General features: G+C 48.3%; 16 protein-coding genes. 11 read left to right on the top strand and 5 right to left on the bottom strand.

Annotated features, from left to right (window positions below; all coding sequences use genetic code 11):
- Window positions 1-26: 26 nt before the first annotated feature.
- From HP570_RS16100 to fumC, 3 genes are all read left to right on the top strand, one after another.
- A complete protein-coding gene (locus HP570_RS16100) occupies window positions 27-1,382 on the top strand; it encodes an MATE family efflux transporter (protein ID WP_173626365.1) in 1,356 nt (451 codons plus the stop codon).
- Window positions 1,383-1,537: 155 nt separating this feature from the next.
- Window positions 1,538-2,233, top strand: a complete 696-nt coding sequence (locus tag HP570_RS16095) for an MgtC/SapB family protein (protein WP_015893844.1) — start codon at window positions 1,538-1,540, stop codon at window positions 2,231-2,233.
- A 485-nt stretch (window positions 2,234-2,718) separates the two neighbouring features.
- Window positions 2,719-4,107, top strand: a complete 1,389-nt coding sequence (fumC, locus tag HP570_RS16090; RefSeq protein ID WP_173604008.1) for a class II fumarate hydratase — start codon at window positions 2,719-2,721, stop codon at window positions 4,105-4,107.
- Between the two features lie 63 nt (window positions 4,108-4,170).
- Here the strand turns inward: fumC and HP570_RS16085 are convergent, their stop codons facing one another.
- Window positions 4,171-4,938 carry an SDR family oxidoreductase gene (locus HP570_RS16085; protein WP_173626364.1) on the bottom strand — a complete coding sequence of 256 codons (768 nt, stop codon included), beginning with the start codon at window positions 4,936-4,938 and terminating at the stop codon, window positions 4,171-4,173.
- A gap of 165 nt (window positions 4,939-5,103) precedes the next feature.
- Here HP570_RS16085 and HP570_RS16080 point away from each other — a divergent pair, with 165 nt between their 5' ends.
- The 5 genes from HP570_RS16080 (at window position 5,104) to HP570_RS16060 (ending at window position 11,869) form a co-directional block, all read left to right on the top strand.
- Window positions 5,104-5,793, top strand: a complete 690-nt coding sequence (locus HP570_RS16080) for a response regulator transcription factor (protein ID WP_015893840.1) — start codon at window positions 5,104-5,106, stop codon at window positions 5,791-5,793.
- Complete coding sequence (locus tag HP570_RS16075) at window positions 5,783-6,892, top strand: sensor histidine kinase (protein ID WP_173626363.1); 1,110 nt, start codon at window positions 5,783-5,785, stop codon at window positions 6,890-6,892. The genes HP570_RS16080 and HP570_RS16075 overlap by 11 nt, the downstream gene beginning before the upstream one ends.
- A 117-nt stretch (window positions 6,893-7,009) precedes the next feature.
- Window positions 7,010-7,555, top strand: a complete 546-nt coding sequence (locus HP570_RS16070) for a VanZ family protein (RefSeq protein ID WP_173626362.1) — start codon at window positions 7,010-7,012, stop codon at window positions 7,553-7,555.
- A gap of 396 nt (window positions 7,556-7,951) precedes the next feature.
- The gene (gene recQ / locus HP570_RS16065) at window positions 7,952-9,727 is read left to right on the top strand and encodes a DNA helicase RecQ (protein WP_173626361.1); all 1,776 of its coding nucleotides are present in this window, start codon (window positions 7,952-7,954) and stop codon (window positions 9,725-9,727) included.
- Window positions 9,728-9,943: 216 nt separating this feature from the next.
- A complete protein-coding gene (locus tag HP570_RS16060) occupies window positions 9,944-11,869 on the top strand; it encodes a bifunctional metallophosphatase/5'-nucleotidase (protein WP_375138857.1) in 1,926 nt (641 codons plus the stop codon).
- A gap of 68 nt (window positions 11,870-11,937) precedes the next feature.
- Here HP570_RS16060 and lplT read toward each other — a convergent pair whose 3' ends face one another.
- From lplT to HP570_RS16040, 4 genes are all read right to left on the bottom strand, one after another.
- Complete coding sequence (gene lplT / locus HP570_RS16055) at window positions 11,938-13,128, bottom strand: lysophospholipid transporter LplT (protein WP_173626359.1); 1,191 nt, start codon at window positions 13,126-13,128, stop codon at window positions 11,938-11,940.
- A 1-nt stretch (window position 13,129) separates the two neighbouring features.
- Entirely contained in the window at window positions 13,130-15,238 is a 2,109-nt protein-coding gene (locus HP570_RS16050; protein ID WP_173626358.1) for an AMP-binding protein, read from the bottom strand.
- Between the two features lie 108 nt (window positions 15,239-15,346).
- A complete protein-coding gene (locus HP570_RS16045; protein ID WP_173626357.1) occupies window positions 15,347-15,985 on the bottom strand; it encodes a response regulator in 639 nt (212 codons plus the stop codon).
- A 19-nt stretch (window positions 15,986-16,004) separates the two neighbouring features.
- Window positions 16,005-17,384, bottom strand: coding sequence for a sensor histidine kinase (locus HP570_RS16040; RefSeq protein WP_173626356.1), 1,380 nt, complete (start codon window positions 17,382-17,384; stop codon window positions 16,005-16,007).
- A 198-nt stretch (window positions 17,385-17,582) separates the two neighbouring features.
- Here HP570_RS16040 and HP570_RS16035 point away from each other — a divergent pair, with 198 nt between their 5' ends.
- From HP570_RS16035 to celB, 3 genes are all read left to right on the top strand, one after another.
- Complete coding sequence (locus HP570_RS16035; RefSeq protein ID WP_173626355.1) at window positions 17,583-20,261, top strand: sigma-54-dependent transcriptional regulator; 2,679 nt, start codon at window positions 17,583-17,585, stop codon at window positions 20,259-20,261.
- Window positions 20,262-20,464: 203 nt separating this feature from the next.
- The gene (locus HP570_RS16030) at window positions 20,465-20,767 is read left to right on the top strand and encodes a PTS sugar transporter subunit IIB (RefSeq protein WP_173626354.1); all 303 of its coding nucleotides are present in this window, start codon (window positions 20,465-20,467) and stop codon (window positions 20,765-20,767) included.
- 7 nt (window positions 20,768-20,774) lie between these two features.
- Window positions 20,775-22,127, top strand: coding sequence for a PTS cellobiose transporter subunit IIC (gene celB / locus HP570_RS16025; RefSeq protein WP_173626353.1), 1,353 nt, complete (start codon window positions 20,775-20,777; stop codon window positions 22,125-22,127).
- Window positions 22,128-22,129: the final 2 nt, after the last annotated feature.

Below are 22,129 nucleotides of genomic sequence, written 5' to 3'. Positions count from 1 at the left end.
CTTATAAGGTTAGAAGGAAATGAAAAATGAATGAAACCTATTCGCTAAAAGAAAAATGGCGACAGTTTTTGGCTGTTTTGCTTCCGATCTTGATCTCACAACTTGCGCTGTTTTCGATGACGTTCGCCGATACCATCATGTCTGGACACGCCAGTCCGACAGATTTGGCGGGGGTAGCGATTGGGGCTAGTCTATGGACACCTGTTCAAGCAGGCTTGACGGGGATTCTGATGGCTGTCATGCCGATGGTTGCACAGATGGTTGGTGCAAGGAAACAAGATCAGGTGTCTTACACGGTTATGCAAGCCTTGTATTTGAGTGTGGGGATTGCGGTTGGTGTCATCATCGTCGGTGGTTTGGTGCTCGATCCGATCCTAAACTGGATGCAATTGGAGTCACAGGTGCGTACGATTGCTCGCGGCTTCCTGCATGCCATCGCTCTTGGAATTATTCCGATGTTTCTTTATACGGTGCTCCGCTGCTTTATCGACGCATTAGGACAGACAAGGGTAACGATGTTCATTACCCTGCTTTCGTTGCCGATTAATGTCTTGTTGAACTACGCTCTTATCTTTGGTAACTTCGGATTGCCTCGACTGGGTGGAATCGGTGCCGGGCTTGCATCTGGCATCACATACTGGTGTATTTTTCTGATTACTCTATTTGTCGTGAATCGCGTGCACCCATTCGTTGAGTTCGGTTTGTTCTCCAAATTTCATCGGATCTCGATGAAAGCATGGAAAGAGCTGCTGAAGCTGGGGCTTCCTATCGGATTTTCGATCTTCTGCGAGGTTAGCATTTTTGCGGCCGTCACTTTGTTCATGAGTGAATACAGCACGATAACGATTGCTGCGCATCAGGCAGCGATGAACTTCGCATCCTTCCTGTACATGGTGCCATTGAGCATATCCATGGCGTTGACGATTGTCGTCGGCTTTGAGGTAGGAGCCAAGAGGTTCCGGGACGCGAAGCAGTACAGTTATTTGGGTATAGGCATCGCTGTTGTTATCGCCCTTTTGTTCGGAATCAGCTTGCTGATGTTTAGCGAGCAGGTTGCTGGTTTTTACACGACCGACATCGAGGTGTTGGAGCTTGCCCAGCATTTCTTGATGTACTCGATCCTTTTCCTGATCTCTGATGCCATCGCGGCCCCTATTCAAGGGGTACTGCGCGGGTACAAGGATGTGACCATTACCTTTATCGTTGCGCTGATATCTTATTGGGTGATTGGCTTGCCTTTGGGATACATTCTGGCGAAATTCACTTCGCTTGCCGCATTCGGATACTGGATTGGTCTGATTACGGGATTGGCTGCCGGTGCCATTTTCCTTTTTGGACGTCTGCTGTCGTTACAGAAACGCATGATTCGCAGCCATTCATAAGGAAACAGATAAGCGGAAAATCCCTGGAGTGGGGGTTTTCCGCTTTTTGCATGAAGAATGAAAGCCCCGTTTACACTAAGTAAAAGACCAGATATACTTCTTATCATAGGCGATGGAAGATAACCTGACATCAATGCAGATGGGGGGAGAGACTCATGTCACTCTCGGTATTCACGACGTATGATTTTTTGCTAAAACTAGGAGTTGCATTATTTCTAGGCTTGATGATTGGTATGGATCGGCAGCTCAAGCACAAGCCACTGGGTGTAAAAACCAGCATGGTTATTTCGGTTGCGAGCTGTCTCATTACGATTGTCTCGATTGAATCCGTTCATCGGTTCTCCTTGCCCGGACACACGAATATGGACCCGTTGCGCTTGGCTGCTCAAATTGTGAGCGGTGTAGGTTTCCTTGGGGCTGGTGTTATTCTACGCCGGAGTAATGATGTCATTTCAGGTTTGACCACAGCATCGATGGTCTGGGCGGCTTCTGGACTTGGGATTGCAGTAGGTGCAGGATTTTATTTTGAGGCAGTAACTGCGACGATCCTCATTATTTTGGCGATTAATTTGTTCCCGGTCATCCTTCGCTTGGTTGGTCCAGAATCACTCAGACAAAGAGATTTGTCGATCAAGATTGTGGTCGAAGGCGGGGGCAATTTGGATTTGGTGTTCAAGCAGATTAAGCACCTTGAACTGCAAGTGAAGCGGGTGAAGGTCAAGGACTTGGACAATAGTCTGCAAAAGCTGGAAATGATGATTACAGCGTCGGAAAATACGTATACAACGGACATTTACAGCCTGTTGAAGGCTGTCGATCATGTTATTTCGGTAGAAGTAGAAAGCAGATAATATGGAATACTAGAAGACGGAGGCTAATGTAGCTTTCGTCTTTTTCATTTCATTATTCAAGTGGCTGTCGTGAAGGAAGAAGCGCATTTCCAGTCTACGCTAGGTCGGGCTCCAGAGGCGCTTGGACTGGAAATGCGCTTCTTCTACGCGGCTTTTTGGTTACTTCTTGAAAGGAAGTTCATGAAGTCTCTTTGAATCGCTTACCAAACGTTGTAAAAGCTCCTACTACACATAAGCTGTACGAAAGCACTGTCACATGTCTGGAAGGAGACCGCCCGAACGAAGAGAGGATACAGGCGACTGGAAGACATGTGGCAGGGCTTCCCCCGACCCCAACCGTTTGAAGACAACAATATTTTTGGCTTTTCCCGAAAAAACACTTCATCCCTTGCTAACAAGAATGAAAATCATTATCATTTTAATGAAGAAGAACTGCCTTATCCTTTTTTACATAAGAAAACGCTTGATAACAAGGAGGATGCGAGATGGAATTCAGAATTGAAAAGGATACGATTGGAGAAATCAAGGTCCCGGCGGATAAGCTGTGGGGCGCCCAAACACAACGCAGCTTCCAAAACTTCGAAATCGGCGAAGAAAAAATGCCACTTCCACTGATTCGCATGTTTGCCATCCTGAAAAAAAGCGCTGCGCTGGCGAATCAAAAGCTGGGCAAGCTCGACAATGAAAAGGCAGAAGCGATTGTGGCGGCAGCAGATGAAGTGATCCAAGGAAAATGGGATGGGCATTTCCCACTGGTTGTCTGGCAAACGGGCAGCGGCACGCAATCCAACATGAACGTCAATGAAGTCATTGCTCATCGCGCGAATCAATTGCTCGAAGCGAAAGGCAGCTCGGCACGCATCCACGCCAACGATGATGTGAATAAATCGCAGAGCTCCAATGATACATTCCCGACAGCGATGCACATGGCTGGACTGGTCGCTATTGAGGAGCAAGTACTGCCTGCACTCCAGCTGTTAAAGGCAACGCTGAAAGAAAAAAGCGAAGCCTATATGGAGATCATCAAAATCGGTCGCACGCATTTGCAGGACGCGACTCCGCTGACGCTGGGCCAAGAATTCAGTGGTTGGGTACGCATGCTGGAAAAATCCGAAAAGATGATTAAAGAGAGCAAGGAGTACCTTCGTGAGCTAGCGATTGGCGGCACGGCAGTAGGAACAGGAATCAATGCGCATCCGCGTTTCGGTGAAATGGTCGCGGCAGAAATCAGCACAGAAACCAAGCACCAATTCGTAACTGCGGAAAACAAGTTTCACGCGCTGACCAGCCATGACGAGCTCGTTCATGTACATGGTGCCCTCAAAGCACTGGCTGCGGATCTGATGAAAATCGCCAATGACGTGAGGTGGCTGGCGAGCGGCCCACGTTGCGGAATCGGTGAACTTATCATTCCAGCAAACGAGCCAGGCAGCTCCATCATGCCAGGCAAGGTGAATCCGACCCAAAGCGAAGCGATGACGATGGTCGTATGCCAAGTGATGGGCAACGATGCTGCGATTGGCTTTGCTGCAAGTCAGGGGAACTTCGAGCTAAACGTGTTTAAGCCAGTGATCATCTACAATTTCCTGCAATCCGCAAGATTGTTGGCAGACGTGATGAAGTCCTTCAACGACAATTGCGCAGTAGGCATCGAACCTGATCTGACAGTGATCAAAGAAAATCTGAATAACTCGCTGATGCTGGTGACGGCGCTGAACCCGCATATCGGCTATGAAAATGCGGCAGCAGTTGCAAAGCTGGCTCACAAAGAAGGCATCACACTCAAGGAAGCGGCAATCAAGAGCAATTTGCTGACCGAAGAGCAATTCGATCAAGTCGTGCGCCCTGAACAAATGATTCATCCAAAAGAATAGGATCTTCATGAATAAAACCGATGGTCCCGTGCTTGTGGCCATCGGTTATTATTTTGAGAACTATTACAGATGCGAACCACCACTGGCATCAATTAGCTGTCCCGTTACCCACCGGCTGTCCGAGGAAGCGAGAAAGGAGGCAATATCCGCTACATCATCAGGCTCTCCCCATCTGTTGAAGGTGGAAAGTCCAGCGGCATACTTCTGTCCATCCGGATTATTTTGCAACGTACCAGCATTCATATCGGTGTTAATAATGCCAGGCAGGATCGCGTTTACTGTAATATGACGGCTCCCCAGTTGTTTTGCCAAGGCTAGCGTCATTGTGTTAATAGCCCCCTTCGATATGCTGTAAGTGAACACACTTGGGGAAGCTGCACGAGTCACAAAGGATGAGAGATTGATGATACGGCCTTCCTCTCTTAAACGGGGTAAAGCTTGTTGGATCATAAAAAACGGTGCTTTGACATTGATGTTCATGACCTCGTCAAACGATTCTTCGGTAGCCTCTTCCAACGTTAAGATTTGTCCGATCCCAGCATTATTGACGAGAATGTCAAAACGATGATCTCCTGTACGTTTCTGTAGTGTTTCGTCCAATCTCGCATAGAAATCACGAATGCCATCATGAGTACGCAAGTCTGTACCGATTGCGAATGCTTGGCCTCCAGCTCTTTCAATCTCACGTACGACTGCTTCTGCTTCTTCCTGTCTTCTTCCATAGTGTACGGCGACCAATGCGCCATCCTGCGCCAGACGTAATGCGATGCTACGACCAATCCCACGGCTTGCTCCGGTTACCACTGCAATTTTCTCTTTCAAATTATTCATGGTTTCATCTCCCTTGATTGAAATTCAAGTTAGTTATAACACAAGGGGATGTTTGAAATATTGCTCTCTCATTCGCACGGTTGGTCTTACTTGCTTTACCTTTTCTTTAACAATTCTTGTTATAGTAATGCTATCTATATCTACTACGAACGCGTTCGGAGGTGTTTGTCTGTGAGGATTTTGATTGTAGATGACGACAAAGAGATTGTAGAGCTGATGGCGATATATTTGAGCAACGAAGGGTATGAGATTGAAAAGGCTTTTGACGGTTTGGAAGCGATGGAGAAGCTGGAGCAGAAGTCCATCGATCTCGTCATTCTGGACGTCATGATGCCCAATTTGGATGGGCTGGAAGTTACCAAGCGCATACGAAAAAACTCGACCATCCCCATCCTGATGGCGAGTGCTAAAACGAATGATATGGACAAAATCCTGGGCTTGATGACGGGTGCAGACGATTATGTGGCGAAGCCTTTTAATCCGCTGGAAGTGATTGCGCGGGTCAAGTCTCTCCTGCGACGGTCGAACTACACGCAGGCAAGCAAACAGGATCATGTGATTGAGGCGGGGCCACTGATTATCGACAAGCAAAGCCACTTCGTTCAGACCAAAGAAGGCACCCCGATCAAGCTGACGGCATTGGAATTTTCTGTCCTGCATCTTCTGGCAAGTCATCCGAATCGGGTATTTAGCTCGGAAGAAATTTTTGACCGCTGCTGGAAAATGGAGAATTTCGTTTCCTACAAAACGGTAATGGTTCACATCAGCAATCTGAGGGAAAAACTGGAGAAGGCGACCAATGGCGAGAAGGTGATACAGACGGTCTGGGGGGTCGGCTATAAAATTGAAGCTTAGAGCCAAGGATTTTATTCGCATTCTTTTTGATTTGCTACTTGGCCTCATGATCATCTACGCTGTTTTCCAAATGGCTGATTTTTTTGCTAACAACTATTTGTACACCATTCCGGAAATCAGAGAGTTCATTTGGAAGTTGCGGGTCAATTTCGATATCAACTCTTTTAAAATCCCAATTGTTTTGTTGGCAACCGGTATGTTTGCGGCGTGGTCGGTCGTTCGTATCCGCAAGTATCTGGAACAAAAGCAGATGGAGCAAATCATAAACGAGCTGCATTTCATTGCAAAAGGTAACTATCATCACCAGATTTCCATTCGTCCGAACGGCAGCTTGGGTCAAGTGGTCGATAGCATTCATGCTCTGGTCAAAAGCGCCTTGGATGCAATGGAAGAGGAGCGGCGGCTGGAACAATCGAAGGACGAGCTGATCACCAACGTTTCCCACGATCTGCGAACGCCGTTGACCTCCATCATTGGCTACCTTGGGCTGATTGAGCAGAACAAACACAAGGACGAGGAGAAGTTCAGGCACTACGCCCATATCGCCTATGAGAAGGCCAAACAGATGAACGTGCTCGTCAATGATCTATTTGAGTACACGAAAGTCCGCAATCGCGGGGCGTATTTGAAGCGAACGCAGTTTGACTTGGTAGAACTGGTTGAGCAAGTATCGGTCGGCTTTCGACTCGTGGCGAATGAGGCAGGGCTGCGCTTAATCGTAGATACGCCCGATCAAAAAATCGAAATGGCAGGAGATACTGACAAGCTCGTTCGCGTTCTGGAAAACCTCATTTCCAACGCCGTGAAATACGGGCAAGATGGTACGGAAATTATCATACGTGTCTTCTGTCAAGGAGAAGGTGTCGCGATTTCTGTTGCCAATAACGGAGCGCCGATCCCGGCTGAATATGTGCCGAGCTTGTTTGAACGCTTTTTTCGGGTGGAGGGCTCACGTTCGAAAGAGACAGGAGGCTCGGGTCTTGGTCTCGCTATCGCCAAAAGCATCATCGATCTGCACCAAGGCAGCATTTCTGCCGAAAGCACAAGCGAATGGACGACCTTTACCGTTTGGCTACCACGTACAATCTCAAGCATTTGAGAAAGCTTTACTTTTTCTTTACCTTTCGTTTCTGTAAATTTTAATCGAAAAGTCTATCCTGACTACATGAAGGTTACCAGAAGCGGCTCAAAAAACTGATGGAGAGAGGGTTTGACAATGGATAACGTGCAAAAAGTGGAGACACCGACAGAACTGCTTGTTATTGCAGGTTATGCAGTGTTTGCCCTTTACTTGTTTCTCGTCGTGAAGGTACTGCTGCTTAAATTCGGCAGTTTGGATAGCAGCTTGCTAATAGATCAGTGTAAAATCATTTGGAGCGACCCGTCTGTGATTGTAGAGCGCTTGCGCTACCGGAGCAATTTGGTGCCCTTTCATGAAATCGAGAACTATATCAAATCGATACGAAATTACCAAAGCTGGCACAGTGCAGTGAACTTCGTAGGCAACGTAATCGCCTTCATGCCGCTAGGCTTCCTGCTACCACTCCTGTTTCCGAAAAAAGCCGGTTCCCTGTTCAGAGTCACCCTGCTATCCCTAATGCTAAGCCTCGGTGTTGAACTGACACAACTCGTAATGAACGTAGGAACGTTCGATGTCGATGATTTGCTCCTGAATACAGCAGGCGGGATAATTGGGTATATCGTGTACTTGTTCATTTGGCTTCTACAAAAAAAGCGGTTCATCTTGTCCATTTCATCCTAGGCTACTTATTAGGCACCCCTGTGGTGCTTTTTTCTTTATTATTAAAAAAGGTGTGGGTGAGCAAAGAAAGCTGGCGAGAAGAAAAAGCACAGGGCTCGCAGACCTTGACAACGCCTACCCAGTCGGAACTTCAAAAAGGGGACCACGCTTGTCGAACACTTCTCCCTTGAGAAACGTCCGCCCGTAGGGTGGCTTTGGTCGACGGTCCCCTTTTTGAAATGTAGACGGCCAGTGAATCCCCCTTGCGGGCGTGTCAGAGTCGAAGAGAACTGTGCTTTTTCTTCCCCTCCACCATGTTGACCCAAACAAACCAATCCCTCTTGTTTTGTCCCAATACCTATGTTTACACTAGTAAGAAACCCATTGAAAATCCGCCGAAAGAGAAGGTGATTCTCTTTGTTAAATAAAGCACAAGAGATTTTACGAAAGTACTTTGGCTACGAATCATTCCGAGAAGGCCAGAAGAAAATCATCACGAGCCTGTTAGCCGGACATGACACAGTAGGCATCATGCCAACCGGCGGCGGGAAATCCATCTGCTATCAAGTCCCAGCGATGCTTCAGGACGGCGTAACCATCGTGATCTCCCCACTCATCTCACTGATGAAGGATCAGGTCGACGTACTGGTCAGCATGGGCATTCCCGCCACCCAAATTAACAGCTCACTAGATTATAGCGAGGTTCGCGACCGACTCCGTATGGCGGCCCGAGGAGAGTACAAGCTGCTGTATATCGCTCCAGAGCGATTGGAATCCGAAGCGTTCCAAAACCTGATTCAAGATGTTCCGATCTCGTTTGTGGCAGTGGACGAAGCGCATTGCGTCTCGCAGTGGGGGCACGATTTCCGTCCGAGCTATTTGGCAATTGCCCGTTTTCTTCAATCCTTGCCACAGCGTCCGCTCGTCGCAGCCTTGACCGCCACAGCGACACCGGAGGTAACCGAGGATATCAAGCGACAGCTAGAATTACAGGACGAACGCCTTTTTATCACAGGGTTTGGCAGAGACAATCTCATCTTGTCTGTACGCAAGGGGGAGAACCGTCGAGAATTCATCCAGGCGTACTTGCGGGCGAATAAGCAGCAGGCGGGGATTATTTATGCGGCAACGAGAAAAGACGTGGACGCCTTACATGCAGATTTGGACAAGCGTGGCTTTGCTGTGACCAAATACCATGCAGGACTGACGGAAGAGGAGCGTGCGGCCAACCAGGAAGCATTTCTGTACGATGATGTCCGGACGATGATCGCGACCAATGCATTTGGTATGGGCATCGACAAGTCCAATGTGCGTTACGTCATTCATTACAACATGCCGAAAAACCTGGAGGCGTATTACCAGGAAGCAGGCCGTGCGGGACGCGATGGGGAGCCAAGTGAGTGTATCCTACTGTTTCAGCCCCAGGATATCCAGACGCAAACATTTTTCATCGAGCAAAATCAACTGCTGGACGAACGCAAGGAGCTGGAGTACAAAAAGCTGTACGCGATGATCGACTATTGCCGGACGCCGCGCTGTTTGCAGCAAAACATCGTGCAATACTTCGGCGAAGTAGATGCTGTCGCGTGCGGACGCTGCGTGAACTGCACCGATGAGACCGAGCTGTCCGATATTACGCTCGAAGCGCAAAAGATTTTCTCCTGCGTCAAACGTATGAGAGAGCGCTTCGGTGCCGCACTCGTCGCGCAGGTACTGAAAGGCTCCAAAAACAAGAAGGTCACCCAGTTTTCCTTCGATGAGTTGCCGACGTATGGTTTGATGAAGGAGTACAAGGAAAAAGAGATCGCAGACTTGATCCAGCTCCTCATTGCCGAAGGGTATTTGCAAGTGACGGAGAGCCAATATCCAATCGTAAAGCTAGGGGAGCGGGCATTGCCAGTTCTGCGGGGCGAAGAGCGCGTTGTGCAAAAAATCTCGATACGTCCTGTGCAGCTGACAGAGGATGACGAGCTGTTCGAGCACCTACGCGCGTTGCGTAAAGCAATCTCGACGCGACAAAAAGTACCGCCGTACGTGATTTTCCCAGACAGTACCTTGAAGGAAATGAGCAGTGTTTGCCCGACTGACAAACAGGCCATGCTCCAGATCAAAGGAGTAGGCGAGGCGAAATTTGAGAAGTACGGAGAACTCTTTCTGGAGTGTTTGCAGAACTATGCAGCGATCAAGTCGTGACATGTACGTCACGGCTTTTTTTGCTATTTTTCCTTTCGCATGCCTGCTATAGTTAGATAGCACCCAGAATTTTCATGCAAAATAGAACAGGAGGACAATTAGAGCAACACTATCGAGGGGCATTGACAGATTAAGAGAGACAGAGGGGAAAACATGAAAAAACTAGCGAAGGGTTTATTAAGTGTAGCACTTACATCCATGGTGCTAGGCAGTGCGATGATGGGGATCGCCGCACCGGTAAAGGCCGCAGCAACACCTACCAAAATTACGCTGCTGGGTACATCTGACATTCATGGACGATTCATGCCGTGGGATTATGCTTTGGATGGCCCGAATCCAAATGGCAGCATGACGCAGTTGTTCACGATGATTAAAGAGATTCGCAAAGAAAATCCGAACACCGTCTTGCTGGACGCAGGCGATTCGATCCAGGACAACTCGGCAGAGCTTTTCAACGACCAACCGCAGTCTCCTGTCATGGTCGCGATGAACGAAATGAACTATGACGCGTGGGCATTTGGCAATCATGAATTTAATTTTGGACTCGATGTATTGGATAAGGTCAGTAGCCAATACAAAGGCTCTGTTTTGGCAGGGAACATTTACAAGGAAAATGGCGAGCGTTTCTTGCCAGCGTACACGATCATTGAGCGTGGCGGTATAAAAATCGGCGTCATTGGGATGAACACACCGATGATTACCGATTTCGAAAAAGGAACCGATCATCTGGATGGCCTCGTGATCAAAAACCCGGTAGAAGAAACCAAGAAAGCCGTAAAAGAGCTGGAAGGCAAAGTAGACGTCATGATCGGCCTCATGCACATGGGCATCGAGAATGAAAACGGTATTCCGGGTACGGGCGTAGCAGATATCGCGAACGCTGTTCCAGAACTGACTGCGATTTTTGCGGGGCACATGCACAAGCTCGTGAAAAAAGAAGAGATCAACGGCGTTCTGATTACAGAGCCGGACAAATACGGTACACATCTCTCTCGCATTGACCTGACTTTTGAGAAGAAAGACGGCAAGCTCGTGCTGACTGACAAGGAAGCGACTGCGGTCCCTGTAAAAGGCGCAGATGGCACACCAGCGGTATCTGATGCAGCGCTGGAGACCAAGCTCCAGCCTTTTCATGAGTTCGCGCGTGCAGATGCCAACATCGTCGTAGCAGAGCTCAAAGGCATGAACCTGGTAGAGAAAAACGAGATCGAGGGTATCCCGACGGTCCAAATTCAGGAGACGCCACTGTCTGACTTTTTCCATGAAGTGATGCTCTACTACAGTAAAGCAGACGTGGTTGCTCACCAGATCGACAACGACAAAGCCAAGCTGGATGTCGGCCCGATCAAGAAAAAGGATATCGCCTACAACTACCAATACGCGGGTGGCGAGATTACCGTATACAAAGTAACCGGAAAAGACTTGAAGGACTATATGGAATGGGCTGTGGGCTACTTCAATTCCACGCGCCCTGGCGACGTGACAGTCAGCTTTGATCCAAAACGCCGCGCTTCCAAATACAGCACCAACGATTTCTTCGGTGGCGTGAAATACGAAATCGACCTGACCAAGCCATACGGTAGCCGCATCACGAACCTGCGCAAGCTCGATGAGACACCGATCAAGGCTACAGATACCTTGAAGCTCGGAATGAACGCATACCGGATGGAAGCTTTGCAGGCAAAAGGTGGCGCGTTGGAAGGACGCAAGTTCGAACAGCTGTGGTCTTCCAAAGACAATACTGCGTTTGGTGAAACAGGTGGAACGATCCGTAACCGTGCGATTGCGTACCTGAAAGAAGTGAAAAAGGGCGTTTACGAGCCAAAAGTACAAAACAATTGGAAGATTACAGGTGTGGACACCACAGCACCTGTACGCAAGGACATAGTAGAGCTGATCAATGCAGGCATTTTGAGCGTTCCGAAAACAGCGGATGGCAAATACACCAATATCGCTTCCATCAACATCAAGGACGCGGTAACCAAAGAAGAGATCACCGAGCTGTCTGCAAAAGTAAAAATCAATGCAGCGAAGTTTTCGACCTTCAAAACAAAAGGTGAATTTTATCATCAGCTGAACGAAGCGAGAAAGGCTGCGGAGAAATCGGGTACACCGACAACTTACACCCAGCAAAAGAAATAACATAGATAGACGCCAGAAAGCCGTGACGATATCGTCACGGCTTTTTCTTTTTCTATCACGCCAATCTGTCAACGCACGATACGTCTGCGATACTTCACCAAGTACAACAGGAACCCGAGCAGCAGTAGCCCTTGACCAACAATCGCACCGGAGATGGAGATGCCGATATAGGTGATCAGATAGTAAATGCCGGAGCCTACTGCCATCAGCAGATTCTCGATGAAGTTTTGAATCCCAATCGTTTTTCCTGAACCGACCATCCGTTTGCCTTCGTCCTGCAAGACCGTATTCATCGGGATAATGAACACGCCGCCCATGAACCCTACGAGAAGCAATAAACTGATGGCAACAAAGGTGAGATTCGTCCAAGGAAATAGCACGATGATGACAAACATTCCGAATCCGTATGTCAGCGATCGAGTGAAATGTGTCAAAGGAATGAGCTTCGGAGCGAGAAAAGCCCCCACGATAATTCCAATGGATGTCGTTGCGAGAATCAGCGATACAGAGAAGCTCTCCGGGTTAATTCCTAGCGCGAGAGGAATCCAGGCCAGAACGGCCACGCGCAGGACAGCTGAGGACATCCAAAATGCTCCAGTTCCAATCAGGGCAAAGCTCGTTTCCGGACGATTCATCAAGTGCTGGAAGTCGATGAAAAAGCGTCGTGCCTCTGCTCCATAGCGAATGGATGCATTCCCTCTCATGTGCGGAATGAAGAAAGTCATACCTAGCGACAGCAGATAGATCAGCAGACAAATCCCTGACGAGATAAGCGGTGCCGTCATGTTCGCGATGGCTCCACCACCACCGATTCCTGTCAAAATCGCAAAGATCGTATAGGCTTCGATGCGTGCATTTGCGTGAAACAGTTCATCTTCATTTCGAGTCAGCTCCGGCAAAATTCCGTACTTGGCTGGAGAATACACGACCGCTCCGACTCCTACTGTGAAGTAACACAACATCAGCATGATGATACTCGACTGGTCAATGAAAAACAGCAAGACGACACCAAGCGCTTTAATCAGGTTGCCGATTACCAGCACGATTGACTTGGCATGCTTGTCGGCAAAAGGTCCAACTAATGGAGCGAGAAAAATGTAAGGGAGAAAGAATGAAATCGATACGATTGCAAGCATCGCGGGAGAAAAACCGTTCTCCCGCAGCAGATTCGCGATGACAAACAAAATCATGTTGTCGGCAAAGGCCGATAGAAATTGAGTGAAGTACAGAGCTTGTAGTGGTTTTAATCGTATATTCACATCATTTTCCTCCCGTTTCGACCAGTTGTTTCAGACTCACGTAATCCGTTTTTCCGCTACCGAGAAGTGGTAGAGCCTTGATGACTTGCATCGTACCTGGGAAGAGAAGTGGCGAGTATTGTTTTTCCGTTAAATACACGCGTAATTGGCTCAGCTGAACCGATTCATCTGTGGTAAATAGCAGGACACGCTCACCTTTTCGCGGATCATTCACTGTGATTGCAGCAAAACCGGAGTGTCCGAAGCATTGCATAGCCAGTTCTTCAACCAGATTGAGCGAAACCATCTCGCCGCCGATTTTGGCGAAGCGCTTCAAGCGGGATTGAATGCTGAGAAAGCCGTCCTTGTCAGCGGTAACCAAATCACCTGTGTGGTACCATTCCTCAGCGGGAACAAAGCCTTTTCCGTGAATCATATAACCCTTCATGACGTTTGGACCCTTCACCAAAAGCTCTCCGCCAGCATCGATTCCTTCTACTGGTTCCAGCTTGGCGGACATCCCTGGCATCAAACGCCCGACGGTTCCTGGTTTGTTAGCCAGGGGGGTGTTGAGCGACAGGATCGGAGCTGTTTCCGTTGCCCCATAGCCTTCAAAAATCCGCACACCGAACTTTTCCATCCACAGCTTGCGAACATCGTCCTTTAGCTTTTCTGCACCTGCAAATACGTAGCGCAAGGTGTAGAAGTTGTAAGGATGGGCCATACGTCCGTAACCAGCCATAAAGGTCGAGGTTCCGAAGAGGATCGTTGCGTTTTGATCGTAGACCAATTCCGAAATCGCCTTGTAATGCAACGGGCTTGGATACAGATAGACCGGGATACCCTTCACGACCGGTAAAAGTGTTCCCGCAGTAAGTCCAAAGCTGTGGAACATAGGCAGGGCATTGAAAAACTTGTCGCGACTCGTAATGTCAATCACACTAGTCACTTGTTGAATATTCGCGTACAGATTCGTATGCGTCAGGATGACACCCTTTGGCTTACTTTCACTGCCGGAGGTGAAGAGGATCAGTTCGTTACTTGTCGCTGAAGCTTTTTTCTTCCGCAAATAAGAGAAGAGTGCAGACACTTTGTCAAAAGCAGTCGCGGATGCTTTCAAATCCTCGAGATAAATGATTTTCATGCTCGGTGAAAGACCTGCGATGATGTGCTCCAGCTTTCCTTTTTCAATGAATACACGCGATGTCAGGATCGTATCGATATGGGCAGTCTCACAGCAATCAAGCAAGGAGCGAATACCAAGCGAAAAGTTCAGGATGGCTGGAGTGGCTCCGATGCGGAACAACGATAGCAACGTTACGAGATGACCCACTGAATTGGGAAGGAATACACCGACAACCGGTTTTCCCAAGAGCATCGGCTGTAATTTGTTGCCGAGTAAGTAGCTGCCGATTAACAAGGTCTTGTAGTCGATCGCGGACGTCAGGTCCTTGGCGATTTCCATCTTTGCACCATTCAGGCGAGCTGCTTCGAGAACTTCATCAAACAGATTCACGTTTTGCTTCATTCGGCTCTCGAACAAGCCTTCTTGGAGAGTACGCAGAATACGATCATTGGCCGTGGCTTTTTGTTCGCGCATCGACAGGTTTGGATCGCGCTCGATCGTGAACGGAGTGCCTACTGTCATGGTCACATCAGGGAACCAGGAGAGCTTCAGCTTTCCTTTCAAATACGAGAAGATCGAACGTTCCAGACCGTTAATAATGATTGGGTAAACCGTTACACCAGTTCGCAGAGCGAGATAGCCAACACCACTGTAGATTTTCATAATGCCGCCCGTCGTCGTGATCCGGCCTTCTGGAAAAATCACCAGCGTCTGTCCGTTGCGAATAACGCGGAGCATGTGGCGGATGGAGTACGGGTTGAGCGGATCGATCGCGATATGCTTGCGGAAGCGGAGGAAAAACGCAAACCGCTTGGCGATCTCCGTGTTGACGACAAAGGTCGCTTCTTTCGGCAAGCAAAAGGATAGGAGTACCGCATCTAGCAAGGAGACGTGATTGGGAGTGATAAGAGATGGCTTCGACAAGTCGATTTTGGAGAGCCCAAGCACACGAGGACGAAACCACAGCATCAGAATCGATTTTAAGAAAGAATAAATAAGGGCCATGTGGACCACACCTTTACAAGGGATAAGTGAGTTGCTCTATAGCTTTCATTGTAAGGAGTGGAGCATGTAAAAAAAGTACCAACATTCATTGGTACCTGGTAATAAGACCTAGAATAGCTTTTTCTGGCTGGCTTTTGCGGCCGCTTCCTTGCTTGTTTTGACGCCCATTTTTTTGAGGATTCGGTTGATGTGGTTTTTGATCGTACGCTTCGTGATGTGGAGAGATTGTTCAATCTGCGTTTGCGTATGACCTTGGTGGATTAGCTGTAGGATGTCCCGTTCTGCGGGAGATAAGAGCTTTTGATTTTCATCGTTTTTCAAACGCAAAAATTCGTTGCGCAGTGCCGCAGCTGCCGTAGGGTGAATGGCAGATTGGCTGTTGTGAGCGGCACGGATAGCGTCGGGAATTTCCTTGAAGTTCGATTTGCTGATGTAATTGACGGCACCCGCTGAGAATGATTCCACGATCACTGCTTCGTCTGTCAGAGAGGTGAGCATAATGATTTTACTGTCAGCCTGGAGGGCCATGAATTCGATTGCCGTCTCGATCCCGTCCAGATTGTTCTCGGTCAAGTTAATGTCCATCAGGACGACATCCGATTTGGCAGGCAAAAAGCGCTCGATTGCTTCTGCCTTGAACCCGGCTTCCCCTACTACAGTGAGATCCGGCTCTTTGTTCAGGAAGTCAATGAGACCTTTGCGCCAGACGGGATCATCCTCTACTAAAAATACCCTGATTGGATTCATGATTGTGAGCGTCCTTTCGCTATTCAGAGTCGTTTATGATGACGCGCTTTTTCGGGAAGAACAGGAAAACGGTAGTTCCTTTGCCTTGCTCACTGTAGATTTCCAGTTGGCCTTGATGCTTTTGCATGACATTGTAGCAGTAGGAGAGCCCGAGACCAAAGTTTTGCCCTGTCCTTTTTGTCGAGAAAAAAGGATCGAGCACGTGAGGCAGGTTCTCTTTTGTGATGCCTGTGCCTGTGTCTGCGACAGTGATGATCAGGTGCTTGTGGGACATAAATAGCTGAAGATGGAGCTTGCCACCCGACTTCATGGCTTCTAGCGCATTCATGCACAAGTTGGTGATGACTTCGCGCAGTTGTACGCCATCCCCATACAAGCGAAGTGTTTCGTCCAATTCACTAACGACTTCTACCTGCTGTTTCAGGATGTAGGGCGTCAGATTTTGTGTGACTTGCCCGATGATTTGGCTGGGGTCACATGGTTCTTCGCGCAGCTCGACGTCCCGCAGCTGGTTTTGAATCCGATTCATCATGTCCAGCATATGCTGCGAGGATTGCATCAGCACAAGCGCGTCTTCTTTTAGGGACGGCTGGTTGGTTTCATCCGCATATGTCTCGATACGGTCGGCATACAGCGATATTTTGCCTGCTTCATTTTTGATCGTATGGTTAATGATTTGTGCACCGGAAGTCAAGGCGCGCAAGGTACTGTCCAGACGTTTTTTCTCCACGCGGAGACGGACGCCAAGGAAGCCGTATTTCAGACTGATGGCAACGATCAGGATAAACTGGATCGTGACCACGAGCATGTTGTAGCGCCAAGCCTCGTAATCGTTTTGGATACGCATGATATAGATGAAAATAAAGACGAAAAACAACGGAATGATGATGAGTACGTTCGTGAAAAAGCTGTTCTTTTTCACGAGTGGATCTTTTTCTCGCATGTACTGCACGACAAGTAGCGTACAGGAGAACAGAAAAAACGGAATCACCCATGCCACCATAATCCAGTAGTTAAAAAGCAGCTCGGGATAAACGGGTGTAATCCAAAGCATCCCAAGCGGCAGGATGAGCGCAGCATATTGTATCGTCAGCTTTACTCTGCGAGACAAAAATTCAGCTGAGTGTACGGCAAACATGAGAAACGTGTAAGGCAAACCCACCTGGCAAATAAAGGAGGAGATGCGGCTCGCCATTATCAGGGTGTTCGTGGTCCCGGGCTGTGCGGCCAGATATTCTGCAAAATAGGGCATGATCGTCTCGTCAATCACGCCTGAGATAAAGCCCCCAGCCCCAACAAAGGCAGTCGCACAAGCCCAGCGGATCGACGTTCGTTTCGGGTCTGTGAACAGCACAAACAGACCTAACGCCCATATGGTAAACAAGATGAAAACCATCATGGATTTGCTATCTCCTGTCAATCATTATTTCTCTATTATATCGTACACCAGGGAAAGGAGACGGAAAAATAAATCATCGGGACAAAAACGGGGAAAGAGGGAAAAAGCAGCAAGCAGGTTTTTCCAAATATTCGTGGAAATGAAAAGGATTGGTTGTGCATTTCGTGACTTTCTATCTATTCAACGGCGGGTGATAGAGTGAAACGATTAGATTTAATATTCCAGACGTTAGTAGACGCTGGTCCTGATAAAAAAGTAAGCGCTTCAGATTTGGCTGAGAGGCTTGGTTTGAGTCGAGCGAATGTGAGCAGTGATTTGAACCGTTTGTGGAAGGAAGGACGAATCGAGAAGGAAGAAGGGCGTCCGACGCTGTTTTTTTCCAAGAAAGGAAACGATTCGCTCTATTTGGCGGAGACGTCGCTGGACAGGCTGGCGAAAACCAACAAGAGCCTGATCACGCGTATTGAGCAGGCAAAGGCGGCCGTTTTGTATCCGCCGAGAGGGATGCATTGCTTGATTTTGGGAGAAACAGGTGTAGGGAAGTCGTGGTTCGCCGGGATGATTCACGAGTTTGCCGTTGATATTGGACGACTGGAAAAGCATGCTCCTTTCGTGATTTTTAACTGTGCCGATTATGCCAACAACCCGCAGCTCTTAATCAGTCAATTGTTCGGAGTCAAAAAAGGGGCGTACACCGGAGCAGAGATGGATCGCAAAGGACTTGTGGAAAAGGCAGACGGTGGCATTCTCTTTCTCGATGAAGTGCATCGACTGCCGGCGGAAGGACAGGAAATCTTTTTTACCTTTATGGATAAAGGCATATTCCGCCGCGTAGGGGAAACAGAGATGGAGCGGACGGCTCAGGTGCAGATTGTCATGGCCACGACAGAAAATCCGGAGTCGAGTCTCTTGAAAACGTTCATGAGGCGCATTCCCATGGTCATCAAGCTGCCATCTTTAGTGGAGCGTGGCTTGGAAGAGCGCTTTCGTATTACGATGGAGATTTTTCAAGAAGAGGCTTTTCGGTTGGGGAGAGAGATTCAGATATCGGCCAATGCTGTACAGGCATTCTTGTGCTATCACTGCCCGAATAACATTGGACAGTTAAAAACGGATATTCAGCTCACCTGCGCCAGCGCCTATGCGGAATTCATTTCGTTAAAAAAGAATCAGCTGCACGTATCGGTTCAGGATCTGCCGCATCATGTCAAGCAAGGGCTGCTTTTGGTGAAGGATTACAAACAGGAGCTAGATGAAATCATTGGGACGGAGCACAACTGCTTTGTCGTGCAGCCATCCAAAGAGGGCATCTGGATCGGACGAGAAACAGGGGATACGACGGACAGTGTTTATGAAAAAATCGAGCAAAAAATATACGAGCTACAAAACCTCGGTGTGAGTGAAGAAGAATTGGAGTTTGACATCGAGAATTACTTTACAACCTTTATCAAAGGCGTCCATCAACGTGTGAATAAGGGTGACATGGCCCGAATTATTGACCCGTTCATCATTCATCTCGTGGAAGAGATCGTTCGCTTCGCAGAGGCCAAGCTGGAGAAGATTTTGAGCCAGAAGGTGATCTTTGGTCTCGCGCTGCATATTCAGACGTCGAAGGAGCGCCTTGCACAAGGCAAGCAGATCGTGAATCCGCAAATCAACCACGTCCGAATCAAATACAAGAAAGAGTTTGCTGTGGCGCTAGAATGCGTGCGCATGATAGAAGAAGCGATACTCATGGATCTGCCGATTGGTGAGGCTGGATATTTGACCATGTTTTTCGTGCTCGACGATGTCAGCATGGAGGAAGAACGGGAAACAATCGGGGTGCTCGTTATTACGCACGGCAGCGGTGGTGCGACAGCGATGGTCGATGTGACGAACCGATTGCTGGTCACACAATATGCGAGAGCCATCGATCTGCCGCTTGAAGAAGACTCCATGAGTGTTTTGGAAAAAGCACTGAAAGTAGCCAGAGAGATCGGAAGCAAGGCTGGACTGCTGTTGCTCGTAGATATGGGGTCACTGCTCGGCTTTGGCGAGATTATTGAGCGGGAAATCGGCATTCCGGTCAAGGTCATTCCGATGGTCAGCACGCCGCATGTAATTGAAGCCACTCGAAAAGCCATGCTCGGTCATTCACTCGAGGATGTTTACCGTGATGTTTTAGGCATTTCGCTCTACCAGCGGGAGGAGCAGCCGAAGGAGCAGGTGCAAAAGCATATTCCGGCGCTGACGATCGTCGCTGCCTGCCTGTCTGGGGAAGGTAGTGCCTTGTTTTTGAAAAAGCTGCTGGAATCGAGGCTCAGGTACGATGTGAGCCTGTTGGAATTTGTGCCGCTACAACTGATCGATAAGGCTCAAGCCCGCAGTCAGCTTCGAAAAATCAAGGAGGAGAGAAAAATTCTCTTCGTGGTGAGCAATTACATTCTCGACCGCGAGTTGCGCCACCATAGCATGGACGATGTTTTGAACGGAGAGGCGATGTCTGATATCCAGCAAGTGATCGATCTGGAAGAGGCTTACTTGAAGATGCAAGAGTCGCTAGGAGAGCATCTACAAATGGTAGACGGACAAGATATTCTCGCAGACGTGAGGATGTGTGTCGGCCGTATGGAGGAGCGACTGAACAATTATTTGGTTTTTGACACACGAATTGGGGCCTACTTGCACATCTGCTGCCTGGTGGATCGTTTGAAAGCAGGGACGCAATCCGTGGCGTATATTCAAAAAGACAGTTTTTTGCTGGAGAACCGCAAGCTGTACAGCTTAATCCGACATGAATTATTGCCGCTGGAAGATAAGTATGAGGTAGTAATCAGCGAAGACGATGTTTGTTTTATCATGAATTTCTTCATACACAACAAAACACTGGCGTAACCAGTGTTTTGTTTTTTGACTTTTCCCTATTAAAAATCAAACACTACAGCGCTTACATAAAAACACTAGTGAGGGTAACGGGCGATGAGGTAGCGAAATATGCCTGACCATGCGGTTATTTTGGTAAGCGCATACATTTTTGGTGTTTTGGCACGAAACTTGCTCTTTCAGTAAGGCATCACTCGTTGAGAGGAGGGGGTACAATGAATATTTTATTGTGTTGTGCAGCGGGTATGTCGACAAGCTTGTTGGTTCAAAAAATGGAGGAGGCTGCCAGAGAAAAAGGGTTGGACGCTAAAATATGGGCAGTTTCCGCAGATGAGGTAAAAAATCATATTGACCAAGCAGCAGTGCTCTTGCTGGGACCACAAGTTCGTTACAAGCTGACAGAGATGAAAAAAGAAGCGGCATCCAGAGGAATTCCTGTAGATGTAATCAGCACGGTCGATTACGGTACATTGAACGGGAAAAACGTGCTTGAGTTTGCGCTTCGTCTAAAACAGTAGGAGGGGGATGCGTGTGGGCGGATTTGTTTCATTTATGGAAAACCGCATGATGCCGGTAGCGGGTAAAATTGCGGAGCAAAAGCATCTGCAGGCTATTCGTGACGGAATTATCCTTACATTGCCTTTGTTGATCATTGGTTCAATGTTCCTCATCATTGGCTTCATACCTATACCTGGTTATGACGATTTCATGATTGGGATTTTCGGTGAAAAATGGCGGACCAAGCTGCTGTATCCCGTAGGTGCTACGTTTGACGTCATGGCCTTGATCGTCAGCTTCGGCGTCGCCTACCGACTGGCGGAGAAATACAAGGTCGACCCGCTATCGGCAGGAGCCATTTCTGTCGCATCCTTCTTGCTCGCTACTCCATATAAAATCATGTTCACCCCGGAAGGAGCGAGTGCAGCTCAAGAGGTGGGCGGAGTCATTCCTCTCACACTGATGGGCAGCCAGGGATTATTTGTCGCGATGCTATTGGGTATATTGTCGACAGAGATTTATCGCAAAATCATTCAAAAGAAAATTGTCATTACCATGCCAGACGGAGTGCCTCCCGCAGTTTCCCGTTCCTTTGTGGCATTGATCCCAGCTGGTGCGGTGCTTTTGGTGGTTTGGTTATTGCGTATCCTCCTTGAAAACACGTCCTTCGAAAGTATTCACAATATTGTGAAGGATTTGCTCGTCGGACCACTCAGCGCTGTTGGCAGCAGCTTGATTGGGGCCATTTTATGCGTGCTGCTTATTCACATTCTCTGGGCCATTGGCTTGCACGGTGCGGCGATTGTCGGTGGCATTATGAGTCCCATTTGGCTGACGCTGATGGACCAGAACCGAGCCGCATTCCAGACTAATCCAAACGGTGAATTGCCAAACGTCGTCACTACGCAATTTTTTGACATGTGGATATTCGCTGGGGGATCGGGTGCTACGTTAGCCCTCGTCGTCTTAATGGTATTTCGGGCACGCAGTAAACAGATGAAAAACATTGGCCGTCTTTCGCTTGGACCTGGTTTGTTTAACATCAATGAACCTGTCACGTTCGGTATGCCAATTGTTATGAATCCACTTTTGATCATCCCATTTGTTCTGGCGCCTGTCGTATTGGTCATTATCAGCTATTTGGCCATGTCATTCGGTTGGGTGGCAAAACCAAGCGGGGTAGCAGTTCCATGGACGACACCATTGTTGATCAGTGGATATTTGGCTACTGGTGGGAAGGTATCGGGTATGGTTCTCCAAGCGGTGAACTTCGTGATAGCGCTCGCGATCTACTATCCGTTCTTCCGTCTGTGGGATAAACAAAAGGTAAGCGAAGAAAAAGCCAGCACTGCTTCCGATAGTAATGCTGTGTCTATGTAAAC

The organism is Brevibacillus sp. RS1.1 (genome assembly GCF_013284365.1).
GTDB classification, from domain to species: domain Bacteria; phylum Bacillota; class Bacilli; order Brevibacillales; family Brevibacillaceae; genus Brevibacillus; species Brevibacillus brevis_D.
The sequence above is the reverse complement of the archived record's forward strand: the minus strand, read 5'-3'. Positions and strand labels throughout refer to the sequence as shown.